Here is a 14,755-nt window from a genome sequence, read left to right as displayed (position 1 = left end):
CAAAGCAAGGAACGCGAAACGACGGACTGTCTGCATGGGGCACTCCGGGGTAGTGTGGTGTGTCGAAGAATAACCTTGTTGCGCGGTAAGTACTACCTTGATGCTTGATCGTTGCACGGGGGAACTGTGAGCAGTAAATCCATTTACTGTCTCAGCGGCACATTCGAACGTCGGTTGCGCTCAGGTAACGGACCTTGCCCGATCATTCTGTTCGTTTGACCATGTATCAATACCAATTGATACTTTCACCGTCCTGTAACTGGGGCTATGCTCAATTATTCTTGAGCCACATACGCATGCCGGACAGCGCAAAAATGTCCTCAGACGCAATCTCCTCCCACGACGTATCTCGTCGCCTGGCCAACCCCGCTCAGCGATGTCGCACGACAATTCAAAGCGATATATTCGCGAGACTTTTTCGGCTGTTGATTGGCGCTCTGGCTGGCGGGTCTTTCGTCGCCGCGGCTCAAGCCACCGACATTACTGGCGCCGGCAGCACGTTTGCGGCTCCTCTTTACGCCAGGTGGGCCGCCGAGTACCAGAAGTCCGGCGGCGGCAAGGTGCGCTACCACGGCGTTGGCTCATCGGATGGCCTCAAACAGATCATTGCAAAGGAGGTCGACTTCGCGGGGTCGGATGCGCCACTTACCGACGGTGAGTTGACGAAAGATGGGTTGCTGCAGTTCCCGACGGCTATGGGTGGCGTCGTGCCCGTCGTCAACCTTCCCGGCATCAAGGCGGGTGAGTTGACGCTGTCAGGTCCGTTGCTCGGCGACATCTTCCTCGGCAAGATCCAATACTGGGATGACCCGGCGATCGCCCAGTTGAATCCGAAGATCAAACTGCCTGACACCCCCATTGCCGTAGTGCGTCGTCAGGATGGCTCCGGTACAACACTCATCTGGACGCACTATCTTGCGCAAGTTAGTCCCGAGTGGAAGCGCAAGGTTGGTGAGGGCACCAGCGTCCACTGGCCGCGAGGATTAGGCGGCAAGGGTAATGAAGGCGTGGCCACTTTCGTCGGATATCTTCCGGGCGCCATAGGCTATGTCGCATGGGACTTCACGAAGCAGAACCACATGACATACGCGGCCATGAAAAATGCGTCGAGCGTCGCAGTCGAGCCCGGCGCGCGCACCTTCAAAGCGGCGGCCGCCGGCGCTGATTGGTTCGGGGCGCTCAATCAATTCCTGACCAATCAACCGGGCAAGGATGCGTGGCCAATTATTGGTGCGACCTACGTCTTGTTGCATACAACGCAGGACCAGCCAGATCATGGCGAGGAAGCGCTGAAGTTCTTCGACTGGGCGTTCAAGAACGGGGCGCAGGCTGCGGAAGACCTGGATTACATCGCACTGCCGGACTCGGTTGCGACGGAAATCCGCTTGCGATGGCGCACGGGAGTGAGCGCTGATCCTTCGCTCAAGCCAGTCGCCGGGCAATGATTCGACAACCCTCGTGCGTGTGTTCAGCCGCGGAGGGAGTGGCACGAGACAGCGTGCCGCGTTTTCGATCAGCCCGTGCAAGGCCCGTTGCCGGTCGTACATGGAACGGATGACCGTTGTGTCTTCGGGTGCTGCCGTTAACGGCAGCGGGATACGGAGACCGTAGCGGGTCGTGTGCCGCCGATCGCCGTCAGGCAGTGACCGGCTGCAGTCGGTCGAAAGCGGATGTTAGGCGTCAGCGCCAGAATTCGGTGAGCTGATCGGCAAGGGCTCTGCCTTGGTTGTAACCGGCTTGAGCGGCGGGCGGACGCGTCGACAGATCCATCATGTTGACACCGAACGCGCTGAGCGAGTCGCCGTCCGGGAAGATCGTCTCGACTCTGCTGTTGCCCGCGCGGAGTTCGTCGACCTGTGCAGCAAGGTGCATGCCCCACTCCAGCGGATGCCGTGATCTGCCACCGAAGGGTGACAGCACCAGCACCCGTGCGTATCCGGCTGCCAGATCGGCATTCTCGTTGCGTCGGTAGCCGCCGTCGATGTATCGGTTGTCGCCGATGCTGTAGGGAGGGACACCGAAGCCGTTGGAAGTGCTGGCGGCGACGGTGTCCACGAGGTCGACTCCGCTGTGGCGGTCGAACACGACCGGTTCACCGGTATGGGCATCGACCGCCGTGATGAGCAACGGCCGTTCCGGCCAGCGCTGACTGGGCAGCCGAGCGGCGACGACAGCACGCCACCGCGTTTGCCCGGAGCCGTCCGACGCCGCGTCCATTTCGAGCGCCGCCGCACCCATTCTGCGGCGCATGTCGGCCGCATCCTCAGCGGCGGCGATGATTCGGCTCGTTATCTCCATATGGTTCGCCGCCGGCCCAATGGGAACGCGTCCACCCTCGGGTCCGCTCGGACCAGTCCGTTGCTGGGATGCAGCGGAAAGGATGGCGGCAAGCAGTTCGGTCGGGGTCGCGCTAGTGATCTGGGCCGCGGCAGTCGATCCAGCCGACGTCCCGATCATCAAATCGGCCTCGGTCACATCCAACCCGGCATCGAACAGGCCGGCGACGACGCCGATCTCCCACGCATTGCCGGCCGATCCACCACCATGGAGGACCAACGCTCGCTCACGTCTGGTTTCCATGCCACCCCCTTCTATGGATTGATCCGATCAAGTCGATGATTTTTGCCTGCTGGTCAAGAATGTCCGTTTCATTGGGTCAAAAGCGGACCTTTTCAGAATATAGCCTGTGGGGCATGACAGCAGCAGGCCACCCGGCCCTGGTCAGCACCAGCAGGGTGTTCAGTGCTCGCCGGAATCAATGTTCAGTGTGACCGGAATCCGCATCTGACGATCGAGACGAAATGGTTACCGTAGGCGCCGTGTTGCTTTGCTTGTCGGTTCGGCGCGACTATTCCCGAAAAGAGTAAGTCGCTGGTCAGCGTTTGCGAATGGATGCTGCATGTCAACATTGATCACCGACCAAAGCCTGGTTCGGTTGGTGGCGACGGGCAGTACGCGGCCACGAACGGTCAGTCGACTGCTACGTCTAGATCGTTCAATTGATGGGTCTGTCCGCCGATTGTTCGTCATTGCGAATGAGTGGGGCGTTATGGGGCGAAAATTGGCCGATTCCGCGTTGGAGTTACACAAGCGAGTGGATGAGGTTTTCCACTACGTGTGGGAACCTATTGGTGTGGCGTACAGTCCCGCTGCACGCGACGAATACCAACGGTATATTTGAACTGGTGATTGGAATGACAAGGAACACGTCTGTCGTACTTTACATTGTGGTGATGATAGCCGTTGTCGTTGGCGTAGATTTACTGTTCTTTAAGAATCGATTCTGGGAACGGCTGATAGTGAACATCGGCATTGTCTTGGTCTTTGCAGCCTTCTATTTGAGATTCCTAAAGAACCTGTAAGCTGTATTTAGCCTCGACCGGACCTGACAGGTAGTCGGGAGCGGCGCATGTCGTGACGTTGAACCGCCCCGCTGCCAATCGCCTTGTTTTGCTAAACCGGCTGCGTTCAATGCTTTTCGAGTGTATTTAAGTCCAGTCCCGAATTGGCGTTCGGGACCGGAGAACGATGAGACGAGAAGTACTCAGTTAAAACTGCCTTCGTGGACCTCTTCGAACAGTTTATGGTTATCTGAGTAATCCACGTTCACGCCGATGATGACGGGACCTTGTGCATCGAATGCCCGCTTCAGCGTCGGGATGATCTCGTCCGGCGTGTTGATCATCATCCCTGTCGCGTCGAACGCCTCTGCGTACTTCACAGGGTCCATCGGTCCGAGCTTGACCCCGGATTCCCGACCATATTTCGCGACTTCCTGAACGCCCACCATATTGTACGTGCCGTCGATCCATATCATGTGGACTACGTTGGACTTGAGTCGTACGGCCGTTTCGAGTTCCATTGCAGAGAACAGGAAACCACCGTCGCCGGAAATCGTCAGCACCTTCTCAGACGGACGAACGAGCGTCGCAGCGATACCCCATGGAAGTGCCACACCTAGCGTCTGCTGGCCGTTTGTCATCAAAATCTGCCGCGCCCGGAAGCTGTAGACGTAACGCGCGAGCCAGAGATGGAAAGAGCCCATGTCGAGGCAAACCGTCACGTCCGTGCCGATGAAATCCTGAAGCTCGTAGCACAGGCGAAGCGGATGTATCGGTGTGCCGCTCTTCGCAGCAGCCTCTGCGACCTGTAGTTCTCTCTGCTTCCTGATTTCGGCAAGGATTGCTTGCGAAATGGGCGGCTTCGCCGGACGCCCTGTGAGGGACGTAAGCGCATCGAGAGTCTGCGCGATATCGCCGGTGAGTTCGACCACCGGGCAATAGCAGTTGTCCAGGTCCGCCGGAACCGCGTCGATATGGATGATCGGGCGGTCCTTGCCCTTGTTCCACAGCGACGGATCGTATTCGACAGGGTCATAGCCGATGGTGACCACCAGATCCGCAGCGTCAAGCAAACGGTCCGCAGGCTGGTTCGCGAGCTGGCCGATACGTCCACCGAAGTTGCTGAGAAGGTGGGCCCCGACCGCGCCCGCCGCCTGAAAAGTACCGACTAGAGCAAGGTGATTGTGCTCGATGAACTTGCAAATTGCAGCAGCGTTGACAGGCTTGCTCGATAGCAGGCCAAGGACAACGACAGGGTTCTCTGCAGCAGCAATCAGCTTCCCGGCCTCCGCGAGCGCTTGACCGTCAGCCGGTCCGGATCCGTAGAAGCGCGGCGGCACGATGAGTCGGCCTCGCGCCGACGCCGTCATGATGTCCTTTGGCAGGCTGACGAACGCCGCCCCGGGTCTTCCTGATTCGGCGGCCCTGAACGCATTGGCGACAACCTCTCCAACGGCTTCGGGCGCAGGCACGGCAGCACTGAACTTCGTGATGGGTTTGCAAAGGGGTACGGCATCCATCGTCTGGTGAATCTGCTTGAGAGCTTCTGCAGTCGCCACTGCACCGCCGAGAGCGACAACCGGGTCGCCCTCCGAATTCGCCGTCGCCAACCCGGTAACGAGATTGGATACACCAGGTCCTGACGTCACAAGCGCGACGCCAGCTTTGCCGGTCATGCGGCCAATGCCACCTGCGATGAAAGCTGCATTCTGCTCATGCCGGCACACCACTGTCTGGATTGATGAATCAACCAACGCATTGAATACAGCGTCAATCTTCGCACCGGGTATGCCAAATACGTACTCGACACCTCTGTTTTCCAGCGTCTGTACAACAAGATCTGCGCCGGTCTGGGGTTTGATAATCGTCTTTGCGTCCATGATGAAAGCACTCCTAGTGTGCCTGTTCGGCATATGCGAGTTCGTCGGCTGAATTCCTGCTCAAATCTGCCTTCAGATAGGCTTCATTTGAAGGCAGCGCGAGATGGAAGTCCGTCAGTCGTTCGATTCGAACGCGCAGGCGTTCCGAACTGCACGCCAACAGGTGGCCGCCGTGATCGCGTGCATCCGAGAGGAAGTGGAAGTGGTAGCCAGGAATGCTGAACGCACTGGAGAATCCCGGCGACCAGAGTCCTACCAATGTTCCGGATGCGTTGGCGAACTCGAACTCTGCTTGTACCTTTGCGGCATCGACGAGCCTCGTATCCGCCGGCGGCGGCGAGACTGCGCGGGTCTTGACAGAGGTGAATACGCCGTCAACCCGCACCGCATAGAAGATGTTGTTCGATGGCCGAAGCTCATCGCAAAGCGCTTCCAGCTCTGCGAGGCTCGATGCTGGCGGAAGTTCTGTATCGATGTCGGGGGCGAACTTTGTGATTACCGCAAAAGGTGCTTTCGCATCGTCGCCGACCTCATTCACCGTTCCGTCGCCTTTCACCTGAAACACGCGACCTTCGACGATCACCATTTCACCATCCAGGTCGGCGAACGTCCCCAACCCGAAGTCTCCATGCTGCAGAACGACGGCTGTCGACACGGCACCTTGGTAAAGACCTGCGACAAGTGCGCCAGACGTCGAAACCTGGAAGAGAGTACGGTCCGGGCGTTCTCCCGATTCCAATCCCTCTGCGTCAGGTTGTACCTTTCCCACATCCGTTTCTCTGTCTGAGCTCTGTTCATCTTGCTGATCCATATCTGCTCCTTAATATGAGTCGACTTCAATCAAATATCCAGGGTTCAAAGTTAGCTCATAAAGATGAGGCACCTTTTCGATAACGCACTAGAAATGTCGTAAAAGAACGAAGCGGAAATGTCGATGGTTTCTCGTATGCGAATATCGATCGAGATCGCACTCCGACAACGTGTCGAAGTCTCGGGATGTCCTGTGAGTCATGGCGATTCGGCGTTCACGGCGGCGAACGATCGACTGCAGTTTGCCCGTAAGCGGCCGTGCAGACTCATGTGGATGGAGTGGCTGCTCCGGGTCGCGTGCCGTCGATCGGCGGTAGGCAGTGACCGGCCACAAAACGACACTCACAATTTTAGAAACGCGCCTGGATCGTACGGAAACCGGTGCGCGACTGCGTTCGGAATCGGACACGCAGTGTCTTGCTTCCCGCGCTACACGTTGTTGCGTTCCGCATGCAGCGGCTCGACATCTTATGCGGCGCTCCTTAGCGAAGTGCAGCCGCTACCGCCTCGTCAATCTGCAGCGCAAAGCGTGCTTCAACATCGGGCACCGTGTAGCCAAGTGTCAGTTCCAGATGCGCGTCGCCTAGCACCAACTGAACGAATGTCGCTGCCCGCAATGCAGCAGTCGATTCGTCAAATCGCCTTCGCAGAATTTTTGCGGCGAAGGCACGCACGACCTTTGCACCATTTTCGTAAAACACCTGGCCGAGTTCCGGAAAACGTGCGGCCTCAGCAACGATGGCCCGGTAAAGCCCCAGCATATCCGGCGTAATAAGGCTTCGTGCCAGCAACCATCCCAACTCGCGCAACTCGACTTCGGGTGCGCCATCGGATTGCTCGCCCTGAGCGCTGGCAAGCAGCGCGCCCACCTGAGCGCACATCGCGCTCACCAGACCAACGAAGAGCGCCTCCTTCGACTTGAAGTGGCGGTAGACCGTCTGTTTGCCGACGCCGGCGGCCGAGGCGACATCGTCCATCGTTGCCAAACCGAAACCCTCGCGTAAGAAAACGGTTCTCGCGCCGTCGAGGATTGCAGACCGCTTGCGGCATTGCAGCGGGCTCAGGCCGGGGAAAGAAGAAGTGTCCATGCGAGATAAATAACAGATCGTTGAGTAGTTGACAAGACTGGGTGGTCTCGTTTAGATTTGTCAAAACGAGACCGACGGGTCTCGTCTGTATGACTATTCAACTTCGCAGCCAATCATTGGAGAACGCTTTGAAACTGTTCATTACAGGTGGTACTGGCTTCATCGGGCAAGCGGTCGCGCGCAAGGCAATCAGCCTCGGCCATCAGGTGACGGCGCTGGTGCGCGAGGACAACTCGGCGGCCGCCCGCGCGCTGGCACGTCTCGGTGTGACACTGCATTCCGGCGACCTGCGTGAGCCACAGTCTTTCGCTGCGACTGCCGGTGCCGCTGATGGCGTGGTGCACGCCGCGTCGACCAACGATGCTTCCGCCGCTGCTGCTGATGAGGCCGCGGCTGTAGCGATGCTTTCGCATTCGCATCCGGGCGCGGCGTTTGTCTATACGTCGGGCACCTGGGTCTACGGCAATACGGAGGGGGAGCCCGCGACTGAAGCATCGGCGCTGAACCCGACACCACTCATCGCCTGGCGGCCCGCAGTGGAGCAACAGGTGCTGGCGCTAGCAGCACGCCGCTCGATTGCTGCAGTGATCCTCAGGCCGGCGATGGTGCACGGCTACGGCGGCGGCGTCTTCGGCATGCTTGCCGGCATGGTCCGTCAGACCGGCAGTGTGAGGGTCGTCGGCGATGGTCGCAACCACTGGCCTGCCGTTCACGTCGATGATCTCGCCACGGCCTACCTGAGCGCGGTGGAGCGGGCGGCAAGTGGGGACCGTCGAGTCGCGGGACAGATCTTCAACGTGGTCGCGGAAGATGCCGTTGCCGTTGCCGAAATGGGTGAAGCGATTCGGGCCTCGGTCGGCGCCGATCGCGTCGAATCCTGGCCGCTCGACGATGCTCGCAAATCGCTTGGACCGTTCGCTGACGCACTGGCGCTCGATCAGACAGTAAGCGGCCAGCATGCCCGGCGAGTTCTTGCGTGGAAACCCCATGGCCCCGGCCTGATTGCGGACCTCTCTGTACAAAAGCACTTTCAGCAAATCAACGGAGCATGACCATGGCGTGGAACAGTGCATCTTTCGAATCGATTCTCGCGATGATCGTAGCGGTTCTGTTCGCGGTTGCTGGGGTGGTCAATCTCGCAGGACGCGGCGCGGTGAAGCGCGACTTCGCGCGCTGGGGTTACCCGGCATGGTTTCATTTGCTCTGTGGCGCTCTTGAGCTGTTGTGTGCGGCACTTCTTTTTGGACAACAATCCAGAGTTTTGGGCCTAATGCTGGCCGGTGCGATCATGGTCGTCGCGCTCTTCACGTTGCTACGAAACCGGGAGCCGTTCGGGCATCTCGCCCCGGCGCTGATCTTCTCGGCTCTCGTTGTGGTTACTGTGGCGCTCCGCGGTTGAGGCTTGCTCGCCACCAGGCGAGTGAGCCCGGGACGCTAACAGGCCGCGCGGGCAATCCGTGCTGCAGGTACTTGAAATACGCACATGGATAGCGGCATTGGAGCAACTCCAATTTGATCACGTGCGTCACGTGTCTGCTTTTTGTAGCGATGGCTGGGCGTATCGCCGGAATCCGAGTCTATCGGCGACGCTCCGCGAGCTCTGCCAGCCATACGCCGGCCTCCTTGAAAGGCCGACTTGAGCGCTCAGCCCGACAGCGGATATATGCGCCCTCAATCGCAGTCAGAACCAATCCCGCGAACGATTCTATCCGCCGGGTGTCGGCAAAGTCGAAATGCCGTGCGATCAACGCGGCCCATTCAGAAAACGCGGCGGCGAGAACAACGCGCAGTCCCTCCAGATCGGTGTCCAGATCCAGGGTAACCGTACCAACGGCACAGCTCTGTTCAAAATCGCCTTCTTCAACTCGCTTGGCAAAAGCATCGAACAGGGCCCTCACCTTATCGCCAGGAAGGCGCTTCCTGGCCATTGCCTGGTCCATGAAATCCAGGACTCGCTGGGAGTAGATCGCCAACGCTTCCGTGGCGATCTGTAGCTTGCCGTTCGGAAAGAAGTGATAAACGGACCCCTTGGGCGCGCCGCTTTCCCGAATGATCTCGTTGATCCCGGCACCCGATAGCCCGGATCGGCGCATCAGCGCAATCGTCGCCTCGATCATGCGCTCGCGGCTGCCGAGGCCGGTATTTGTGTTCATCTTGACTCCGTATCTAGACCGGTCTATATATTATAGTGTTGGCGTCTGGTGGACGGAGAACCCTCATGAGCGATCAGGCCTTCGAGTTGCGTCCAACCGTCAGCGCCGCGGAATGGCAGCAGCGGATTGACCTGGCAGCCTGCTACCGCCTGGTGGCGATGTTCGGCTGGGACGATCTGATCTTCACCCACATTTCGGCCCGCGTTCCCGGACCGGAACATCATTTCCTCATCAACCCGTACGGAATGATGTTCAGCGAAATAACTGCCTCCAGTCTGGTCAAGGTGGATCTGCAGGGCACAAAGGTTTTCGACAGTCCGTACGACATCAACCCGGCGGGGTTTACGATCCACAGCGCCGTTCACGCGGCCCGTGAGGATGCCAATTGTGTGCTGCATGTGCACAGCGTGAATGGGGTCGCCGTATCAGCGCAGGACGAAGGCGTGCTGCCATTGTCCCAGCACTCGATCTTTGTGCTGTCCTCGCTTGCTTACCACGACTACGAAGGCGTAGCGCTGGAGGCAGACGAGAAGCCCCGGCTGGTCCGCGACCTCGGAAACAAGCGCTTCCTCATGTTACGCAACCATGGCCTACTCACGGTGGGGCAGTCGGTCGCGGACGCTTTCGTGGCGATGTACTTCTTTGAGACGACCTGCACGATCCAGGTCCGCGCGTTGAGCGGTGGTCGGCCCTTGCGTCGAATCGGAGAGTCAATCGTCGACGGCGCGCAGGCTCAGTGGGAGAAGGTGACCAGGGGCGCCGGTGGGGGCCTCGCTTGGCCCGCGCTGCTGCGCAAACTCGATCGGGCCGATCCAAGCTATCGTACATAACCCCGCTGTTAGCGGCGGTGTAAAAGCGCCACTAAACGGCGGCGCAAGGTTAAGTAAAAGCATCAACAACAAGGGCCGTTATGGCCCGTTGTTGTTGGGTGATGGTCGTCAGAATGGATCGTCGATGTGGCGAGGGTTACGATTGTCGGGAGGGGCGCGTTGATGGACCAACGATAGCAATGGCCGATCAAGTGGCGACCGACGCGACAGCATGAATGGCCGTTGCACCTTCGAACCGGCCATTGCGGTGGCGCCGGGCCGAACGTCTCTGATGGGGCGGACTGGGCCGCTGGACTCCGCTTGGTGGCTTGGTGCTCGACTCCGCTCCAATGCTTCGTCGTGACAATCTCGAGAGCTTATAAGACATCTCGTATCTTTTTATGCGGCCAGCCCGGACATCTATCGCTCAAACTGATGACAGCAACGCGCGCGTCTCCGCTACGACACGGTCTTGGAATCCATGGTCCTGTACGAGCGGGGAGCCGAGCATCGGCTCCCCGCGCTCGTCATAGTAAATGCCCGTCTGACCAGACGGGTCGGTGAGCACTTTCGTCTCCAGTCGTGCGGCTCGTTTCGGGGTGCTCCAATACCTGATGAAAGGCGCGAGCAGCGGGAGGATGTAGTTTGCAACGAGTCTGAGGGCCGCATTGGCATCGCGCGCCAGGCCTGTGCTCGGCGTAAAGCCCGGTTCTATTGCGTTGATGCGTAGCCGTGGGTTCTCGCGTGCGAGCGCCATCGTCGCGGCGAGGATGCATTGCTTGGACGTCGCGTAGGCATCGAAGCCCGGATTACTGGAGCCGCCAGGTTGCCACTCGCCGCGCGTGCTGGCAGCTACCGAAATGACGCGACCACCGCGGAAGCCCGCAGCCTTGGCTGGCACACGTTTCGGGTCTTCCACGCCCGAGGCGACAAAGATGACGCGCGCGCTATCGGGAAGATGGGGCAAGAGTGCTTCTGTCAACGCAAAGGGGCCGAGATGATTGGTCGCGAAGGTCGTGTCCCAGCCGAGCACGTTGGTCGTTGAACGCATCTGCATGATCCCGGCGTTATTGAGCAGGCCGGCTATGGGCAGATTCAACGCGATGATCTCCGCTGCCGCGCGGCGAACGCTCTGGACGTCCGAGAGGTCGCACGCGATCGATATCGCAAGCTGTTTCTTTTGCTGAATAACGCTCGCCACCTCGTCGAGCTTCCCCAGGTTCCGGCCGACGAGGATCACCGTGCCATGCTTTGCCAGTTCGATTGCCGCAAGGCGACCGATGCCTGAAGTCGGACCTGTGACGATGTACGCCTTGCGATCGGCAGTGCTTACGGACGCTTTCGACATGCTGGCTCCTAGATCTGCATGCCGCCCGAGACTTCGATCCGCTGCGCGTTGACCCAGCCGAAATCGTCAGACAGTAGCGCAGCGATGACCGGTCCGACATCCTCTGGGACGCCGGCACGACCAAGCGCCGCATGATCTGCGACCGCCTTGTTGACCTGCGGATTGTCGCGCACGATGCCGCCACTGAAATCCGTGGCGAGCGCGATGACGTTGTCGGCTTCTGTCCGATTGGACTTGTAGGTAAAGATGGCATGCACCCCTTGCCTCGCGAGGCACAGTACGGCGTTGCGGCCGATCCCGCGGCTGCCGCCGGTGACGATCGCGACTTTGCTAGCTGGCATAAGTTGGTTCCCTTTGAGATCCCGTCATTTACTGGCGACGTCTGGGCTTATTATGTCGACGGCATACTGGCGCGAGAATGCCGAAACTATCCAATTTCGTGCCTATTCCTGCCCGGCATGCCAGCGTCGAGTGGGAATCAGCGTGAAAGGAGACCTGAGATGCCGGATCAATTGGCCGAAGCGCTTCTGCGCTATACGAATCGTCAGCCCGGAGAAAGCCCCTTCATGACGGCGATCGACGGACTGGCCATCCTTCGATCAGACCACCCTAAGCAACCCACTCACATGATCTCCAGGCCGGCTCTGTGCATCGTGGCGCAGGGTGCGAAGTGGGCGACGTTCGGCGGCAGCCGGCTCGTCTACCGTGCCGGGCAGGCGCTCCTGATCGGCGTCGAGGCGCCCTCGATAGGGCGTGTCGTTGAGGCAAGTCCCGGCGAGCCTTGTCTCGTTCTTGCGTTCGAGTTGGATCTTGCGGTCATGCGAAGCGTTGCGGACGAATTGGACGCGCCGCCCCTAGCCAGCGAGGAGCCAAGCCGTGGCATCTTCGTCACCGACTTCCAGGGACCGCTGGCGGATTGCGCGCTACGCCTCGTGCGCCTGCTTGACACGCCCAAGGCGATTCCCGTGCTTCACCCGCTCATCCTGCGCGAGATCTGCTATTGGCTTCTCACCGGTCCGCATGGCGTTGATGTCGCGAGACTGACACTGGCGAACGGACCGTCGCAGCGCGTGATCGGCGCCATGCACAGCTTGCGCAGTCGCTTCAGGGAAGCCGTCCGCATAGAGGACCTTGCGGATATTGCGCAGATGAGCCCTTCGGCTTTTCATCGCCAGTTCAAGGCGCTGACTTCGTTGACACCATTGCAGTATCAGAAGCAACTCCGCTTGCTCGAGGCGCGCCGGCTGATGATTTCCTGTGCCGCCAACGTCGAGACGGCGTCTTTTGAGGTCGGCTATGAGAGTCCCTCGCAGTTCAGCCGTGAATATGCTCGCATGTTCGGCACGTCTCCGAAACGTGATGCGACGGCACTGCAGGCTGCGCTTCGGGAAGATCGCGCTACGGCGAACGCTTCGGAAACATCCGTAAGTCAGCGAACTCTATAAACCTTAGGAAGATCAAGAGCAGCGCAACGAGAAGACTGTGGTGACTACCTTCAGCGCGAGTGCTTGAGCCGCAACCTGCGAAAGCCGCAATCGGGCCACTAGGCGACACTCAGTCAATCGCTCCAAAGCGGTCATAGGGATGATTTGCAGATCATTCTCCGATATGCTGCTTTATGCATTTCATTTAATGGACTTGGCAGAAGTCAAAAATGGCGCAGCTATCTAATCTAATTCAATATATCTCTAGTTCTAGCTGCCGAGTTAACCGGCAGTCGTCGAAGTTAGGGCGCAAAACTGTCGCCCTATATCAAAGTTAGGCCGACATCCGAACATGCGAGAGGAGAATCATGAGTAAAGTATTCGTCAACATTGGACTTAGCCTCGATGGCTACATGGCACCGGAAGGAATGACCATGGAGAATTGGGACAAGCCTGAGTACAAGAACTGGGGCGCTAAGTGGGGTGCGCTGATGGCCTGGATCCTCAATCAACAGTACTTCCGCGAGAACCTCAAGCTCGGACCAGGGGGAGAGACCGGCCCGGTCAATGACCTGCTTCGCAGCACCACGGAGCGCATCGGTGCCAACATTATGGGCAAGCGAATGTTCGACCAAGGCGAGCGCGCCTGGCCAGAGGAGGCTCCGTTTCACACACCGGTATACGTTCTTACCCATGAGAAACGCGAACCCTGGGTGCGCCCGGGTGGGACGACCTTCTACTTCATCAATGACGGGCCGGAGCGTGCCCTTGAGCTGGCTCGGGAATCCGCAGGCAGTCGTGATATTCGTATCGCGGGTGGAGCCGATGTGATCCAGCAGTACCTGACCATGGGTGTCGTTGACGAGCTGGAAATCGCCTTGTCACCCGTGTTGTTCGGCGGTGGGCGGCGTCTCTTCGAGAACCTACGCGAGCCCGGGCCGCAGTTTCGCATTGACAAGGTTCTTGATGGTCCAGCTGCCACACACTTGCGCTATGTGCGTCAGTGAGGGCGGCCTAACAATCGGTTGCAGTGGACGGTCCGCTGCGCGGCCCGCCGCTGAACCGGAGCGTTGAATATCTGCTTCCCAATTGTTGAATTGACCGCTGTGGGTCGACATGAGGCGGTCGCGTCAAGCAGCAGTCGGCTGGGTTTGGTTGAGGTGAAGCTCTCGGCCGTCAGCTCTCGTGCACCGCCCGGCTGCCTCAAGCTGTCCTACGTTTTGTTGCACATAGCTCGACGAGATATCGAGGAGTGGAAACGCGATGCTGTTTCGTCGGTGATGGCAAGTGCAGTGAGCATCTGACAAAATCTCTAGAACAATACTAAGAATGGAGGCAGCTTGCGGACGGTCGAATACCGCTTTTCCACCACTTGGCGCATCGATGCGCCAGTGCACGAAGTTTGGACGGCAATCCAGGATTCGGCGCGCTGGCCCGAGTGGTGGAATAACGTCGAGCGCGTGGATCAGCTAGAGGCGGGCTCCGATCAGGGCGTGGGCGTCGTACAACGCTATACGTGGAAAGGCTGGTTGCCCTATCGCCTCGTGTTCGATATGCGGGTGACGCGCGTCGACCCGTTGGTCGCGCTGGAGGGGGAAGCCAGTGGCGACGTCGAAGGCGCCGGCCGGTGGAGCTTTTCAACCGACGGACGCAACCTTACCGTGGTCCGCTATGACTGGTGCGTGCATACGAACCGCGCATGGATGAATGCATTGGCGCCGTTGTTGCGACCGGTTTTCCGATGGAACCACGATGCAGTGATGCGCGAAGGCGGCGCGGCGCTAGCGCGGCGGCTGGACGCGCGGCTGCTCGGCATCGAGCATGGATGAAGCCAGCGCGAGCCACGTCGTACATCTACGTGCGCCGATATCAGAATTGACGCGATGAATATTTTTTCGGCCA

General features: G+C 59.2%; 14 protein-coding genes. 7 read left to right on the top strand and 7 right to left on the bottom strand.

What is annotated here, in order from left to right:
• Positions 1 to 194 precede the first annotated feature (194 nt).
• Positions 195 to 1,445: a phosphate ABC transporter substrate-binding protein PstS gene (pstS, locus tag GNZ13_RS25675; RefSeq protein WP_236002185.1), complete on the top strand. Its 1,251-nt coding sequence runs from the start codon at positions 195 to 197 to the stop codon at positions 1,443 to 1,445.
• A 235-nt stretch (positions 1,446 to 1,680) separates the two neighbouring features.
• On the opposite strand, the gene GNZ13_RS25670 is transcribed toward pstS, so the two are convergent.
• From GNZ13_RS25670 to GNZ13_RS25655, 4 genes are all read right to left on the bottom strand, one after another.
• Entirely contained in the window at positions 1,681 to 2,580 is a 900-nt protein-coding gene (locus GNZ13_RS25670; RefSeq protein ID WP_172169628.1) for a patatin-like phospholipase family protein, read from the bottom strand.
• Positions 2,581 to 3,544: 964 nt separating this feature from the next.
• A complete protein-coding gene (gene alsS / locus GNZ13_RS25665) occupies positions 3,545 to 5,221 on the bottom strand; it encodes an acetolactate synthase AlsS (RefSeq protein WP_172169625.1) in 1,677 nt (558 codons plus the stop codon).
• A 13-nt stretch (positions 5,222 to 5,234) separates the two neighbouring features.
• Positions 5,235 to 6,032 carry an acetolactate decarboxylase gene (gene budA, locus GNZ13_RS25660; RefSeq protein ID WP_172169622.1) on the bottom strand — a complete coding sequence of 266 codons (798 nt, stop codon included), beginning with the start codon at positions 6,030 to 6,032 and terminating at the stop codon, positions 5,235 to 5,237.
• A gap of 481 nt (positions 6,033 to 6,513) precedes the next feature.
• A complete protein-coding gene (locus GNZ13_RS25655; RefSeq protein WP_172169619.1) occupies positions 6,514 to 7,119 on the bottom strand; it encodes a TetR/AcrR family transcriptional regulator in 606 nt (201 codons plus the stop codon).
• A gap of 128 nt (positions 7,120 to 7,247) precedes the next feature.
• Here GNZ13_RS25655 and GNZ13_RS25650 point away from each other — a divergent pair, with 128 nt between their 5' ends.
• Together GNZ13_RS25650 and GNZ13_RS25645 are read left to right on the top strand one after the other, a co-directional pair.
• Entirely contained in the window at positions 7,248 to 8,171 is a 924-nt protein-coding gene (locus tag GNZ13_RS25650) for an NAD-dependent epimerase/dehydratase family protein (RefSeq protein WP_172169616.1), read from the top strand.
• A 2-nt stretch (positions 8,172 to 8,173) separates the two neighbouring features.
• Entirely contained in the window at positions 8,174 to 8,518 is a 345-nt protein-coding gene (locus tag GNZ13_RS25645) for a DoxX family protein (protein WP_172169613.1), read from the top strand.
• A 178-nt stretch (positions 8,519 to 8,696) separates the two neighbouring features.
• On the opposite strand, the gene GNZ13_RS25640 is transcribed toward GNZ13_RS25645, so the two are convergent.
• Positions 8,697 to 9,272: a TetR/AcrR family transcriptional regulator gene (locus GNZ13_RS25640; RefSeq protein ID WP_172169610.1), complete on the bottom strand. Its 576-nt coding sequence runs from the start codon at positions 9,270 to 9,272 to the stop codon at positions 8,697 to 8,699.
• A 65-nt stretch (positions 9,273 to 9,337) separates the two neighbouring features.
• Between GNZ13_RS25640 and GNZ13_RS25635 the strand changes: the two genes are divergently transcribed.
• Positions 9,338 to 10,102 (top strand): class II aldolase/adducin family protein, encoded by a 765-nt coding sequence (locus tag GNZ13_RS25635; protein WP_172169607.1) that lies wholly within the window; start codon positions 9,338 to 9,340, stop codon positions 10,100 to 10,102.
• 406 nt (positions 10,103 to 10,508) lie between these two features.
• Here the strand turns inward: GNZ13_RS25635 and GNZ13_RS25630 are convergent, their stop codons facing one another.
• Together GNZ13_RS25630 and GNZ13_RS25625 are read right to left on the bottom strand one after the other, a co-directional pair.
• On the bottom strand, positions 10,509 to 11,429 hold the full coding sequence (locus tag GNZ13_RS25630) for an SDR family NAD(P)-dependent oxidoreductase (protein ID WP_172169604.1): 921 nt from the start codon (positions 11,427 to 11,429) through the stop codon (positions 10,509 to 10,511).
• An 8-nt stretch (positions 11,430 to 11,437) separates the two neighbouring features.
• A complete protein-coding gene (locus GNZ13_RS25625; RefSeq protein WP_172169601.1) occupies positions 11,438 to 11,770 on the bottom strand; it encodes an SDR family oxidoreductase in 333 nt (110 codons plus the stop codon).
• A gap of 159 nt (positions 11,771 to 11,929) precedes the next feature.
• Between GNZ13_RS25625 and GNZ13_RS25620 the strand changes: the two genes are divergently transcribed.
• From GNZ13_RS25620 to GNZ13_RS25610, 3 genes are all read left to right on the top strand, one after another.
• Entirely contained in the window at positions 11,930 to 12,874 is a 945-nt protein-coding gene (locus GNZ13_RS25620; RefSeq protein WP_172169598.1) for an AraC family transcriptional regulator, read from the top strand.
• A 347-nt stretch (positions 12,875 to 13,221) separates the two neighbouring features.
• Positions 13,222 to 13,860, top strand: coding sequence for a dihydrofolate reductase family protein (locus tag GNZ13_RS25615; RefSeq protein ID WP_172169595.1), 639 nt, complete (start codon positions 13,222 to 13,224; stop codon positions 13,858 to 13,860).
• 333 nt (positions 13,861 to 14,193) lie between these two features.
• Positions 14,194 to 14,682 (top strand): SRPBCC family protein, encoded by a 489-nt coding sequence (locus GNZ13_RS25610; protein WP_172169592.1) that lies wholly within the window; start codon positions 14,194 to 14,196, stop codon positions 14,680 to 14,682.
• The last annotated feature ends 73 nt before the right edge of the window (positions 14,683 to 14,755 follow it).

This window comes from Paraburkholderia elongata, from assembly GCF_013177735.1.
GTDB lineage: Bacteria > Pseudomonadota > Gammaproteobacteria > Burkholderiales > Burkholderiaceae > Paraburkholderia > Paraburkholderia elongata.
The sequence above is the reverse complement of the archived record's forward strand: the minus strand, read 5'-3'. Positions and strand labels throughout refer to the sequence as shown.

What these genes read in the sequence shown, in the direction of transcription:
- GNZ13_RS25630 (WP_172169604.1), bottom strand. Translation starts at nt 11,429, where the DNA reads ATGTCGAAAGCGTCCGTAAGCACTGCCGATCGCAAGGCGTACATCGTC.
- GNZ13_RS25615 (WP_172169595.1), top strand. Translation starts at nt 13,222, where the DNA reads ATGAGTAAAGTATTCGTCAACATTGGACTTAGCCTCGATGGCTACATG.
- GNZ13_RS25655 (WP_172169619.1), bottom strand. Translation starts at nt 7,119, where the DNA reads ATGGACACTTCTTCTTTCCCCGGCCTGAGCCCGCTGCAATGCCGCAAG.
- GNZ13_RS25640 (WP_172169610.1), bottom strand. Translation starts at nt 9,272, where the DNA reads ATGAACACAAATACCGGCCTCGGCAGCCGCGAGCGCATGATCGAGGCG.
- GNZ13_RS25625 (WP_172169601.1), bottom strand. Translation starts at nt 11,770, where the DNA reads ATGCCAGCTAGCAAAGTCGCGATCGTCACCGGCGGCAGCCGCGGGATC.
- budA (WP_172169622.1), bottom strand. Translation starts at nt 6,032, where the DNA reads ATGGATCAGCAAGATGAACAGAGCTCAGACAGAGAAACGGATGTGGGA.
- GNZ13_RS25645 (WP_172169613.1), top strand. Translation starts at nt 8,174, where the DNA reads ATGGCGTGGAACAGTGCATCTTTCGAATCGATTCTCGCGATGATCGTA.
- alsS (WP_172169625.1), bottom strand. Translation starts at nt 5,221, where the DNA reads ATGGACGCAAAGACGATTATCAAACCCCAGACCGGCGCAGATCTTGTT.
- GNZ13_RS25620 (WP_172169598.1), top strand. Translation starts at nt 11,930, where the DNA reads ATGCCGGATCAATTGGCCGAAGCGCTTCTGCGCTATACGAATCGTCAG.
- GNZ13_RS25635 (WP_172169607.1), top strand. Translation starts at nt 9,338, where the DNA reads ATGAGCGATCAGGCCTTCGAGTTGCGTCCAACCGTCAGCGCCGCGGAA.
- GNZ13_RS25670 (WP_172169628.1), bottom strand. Translation starts at nt 2,580, where the DNA reads ATGGAAACCAGACGTGAGCGAGCGTTGGTCCTCCATGGTGGTGGATCG.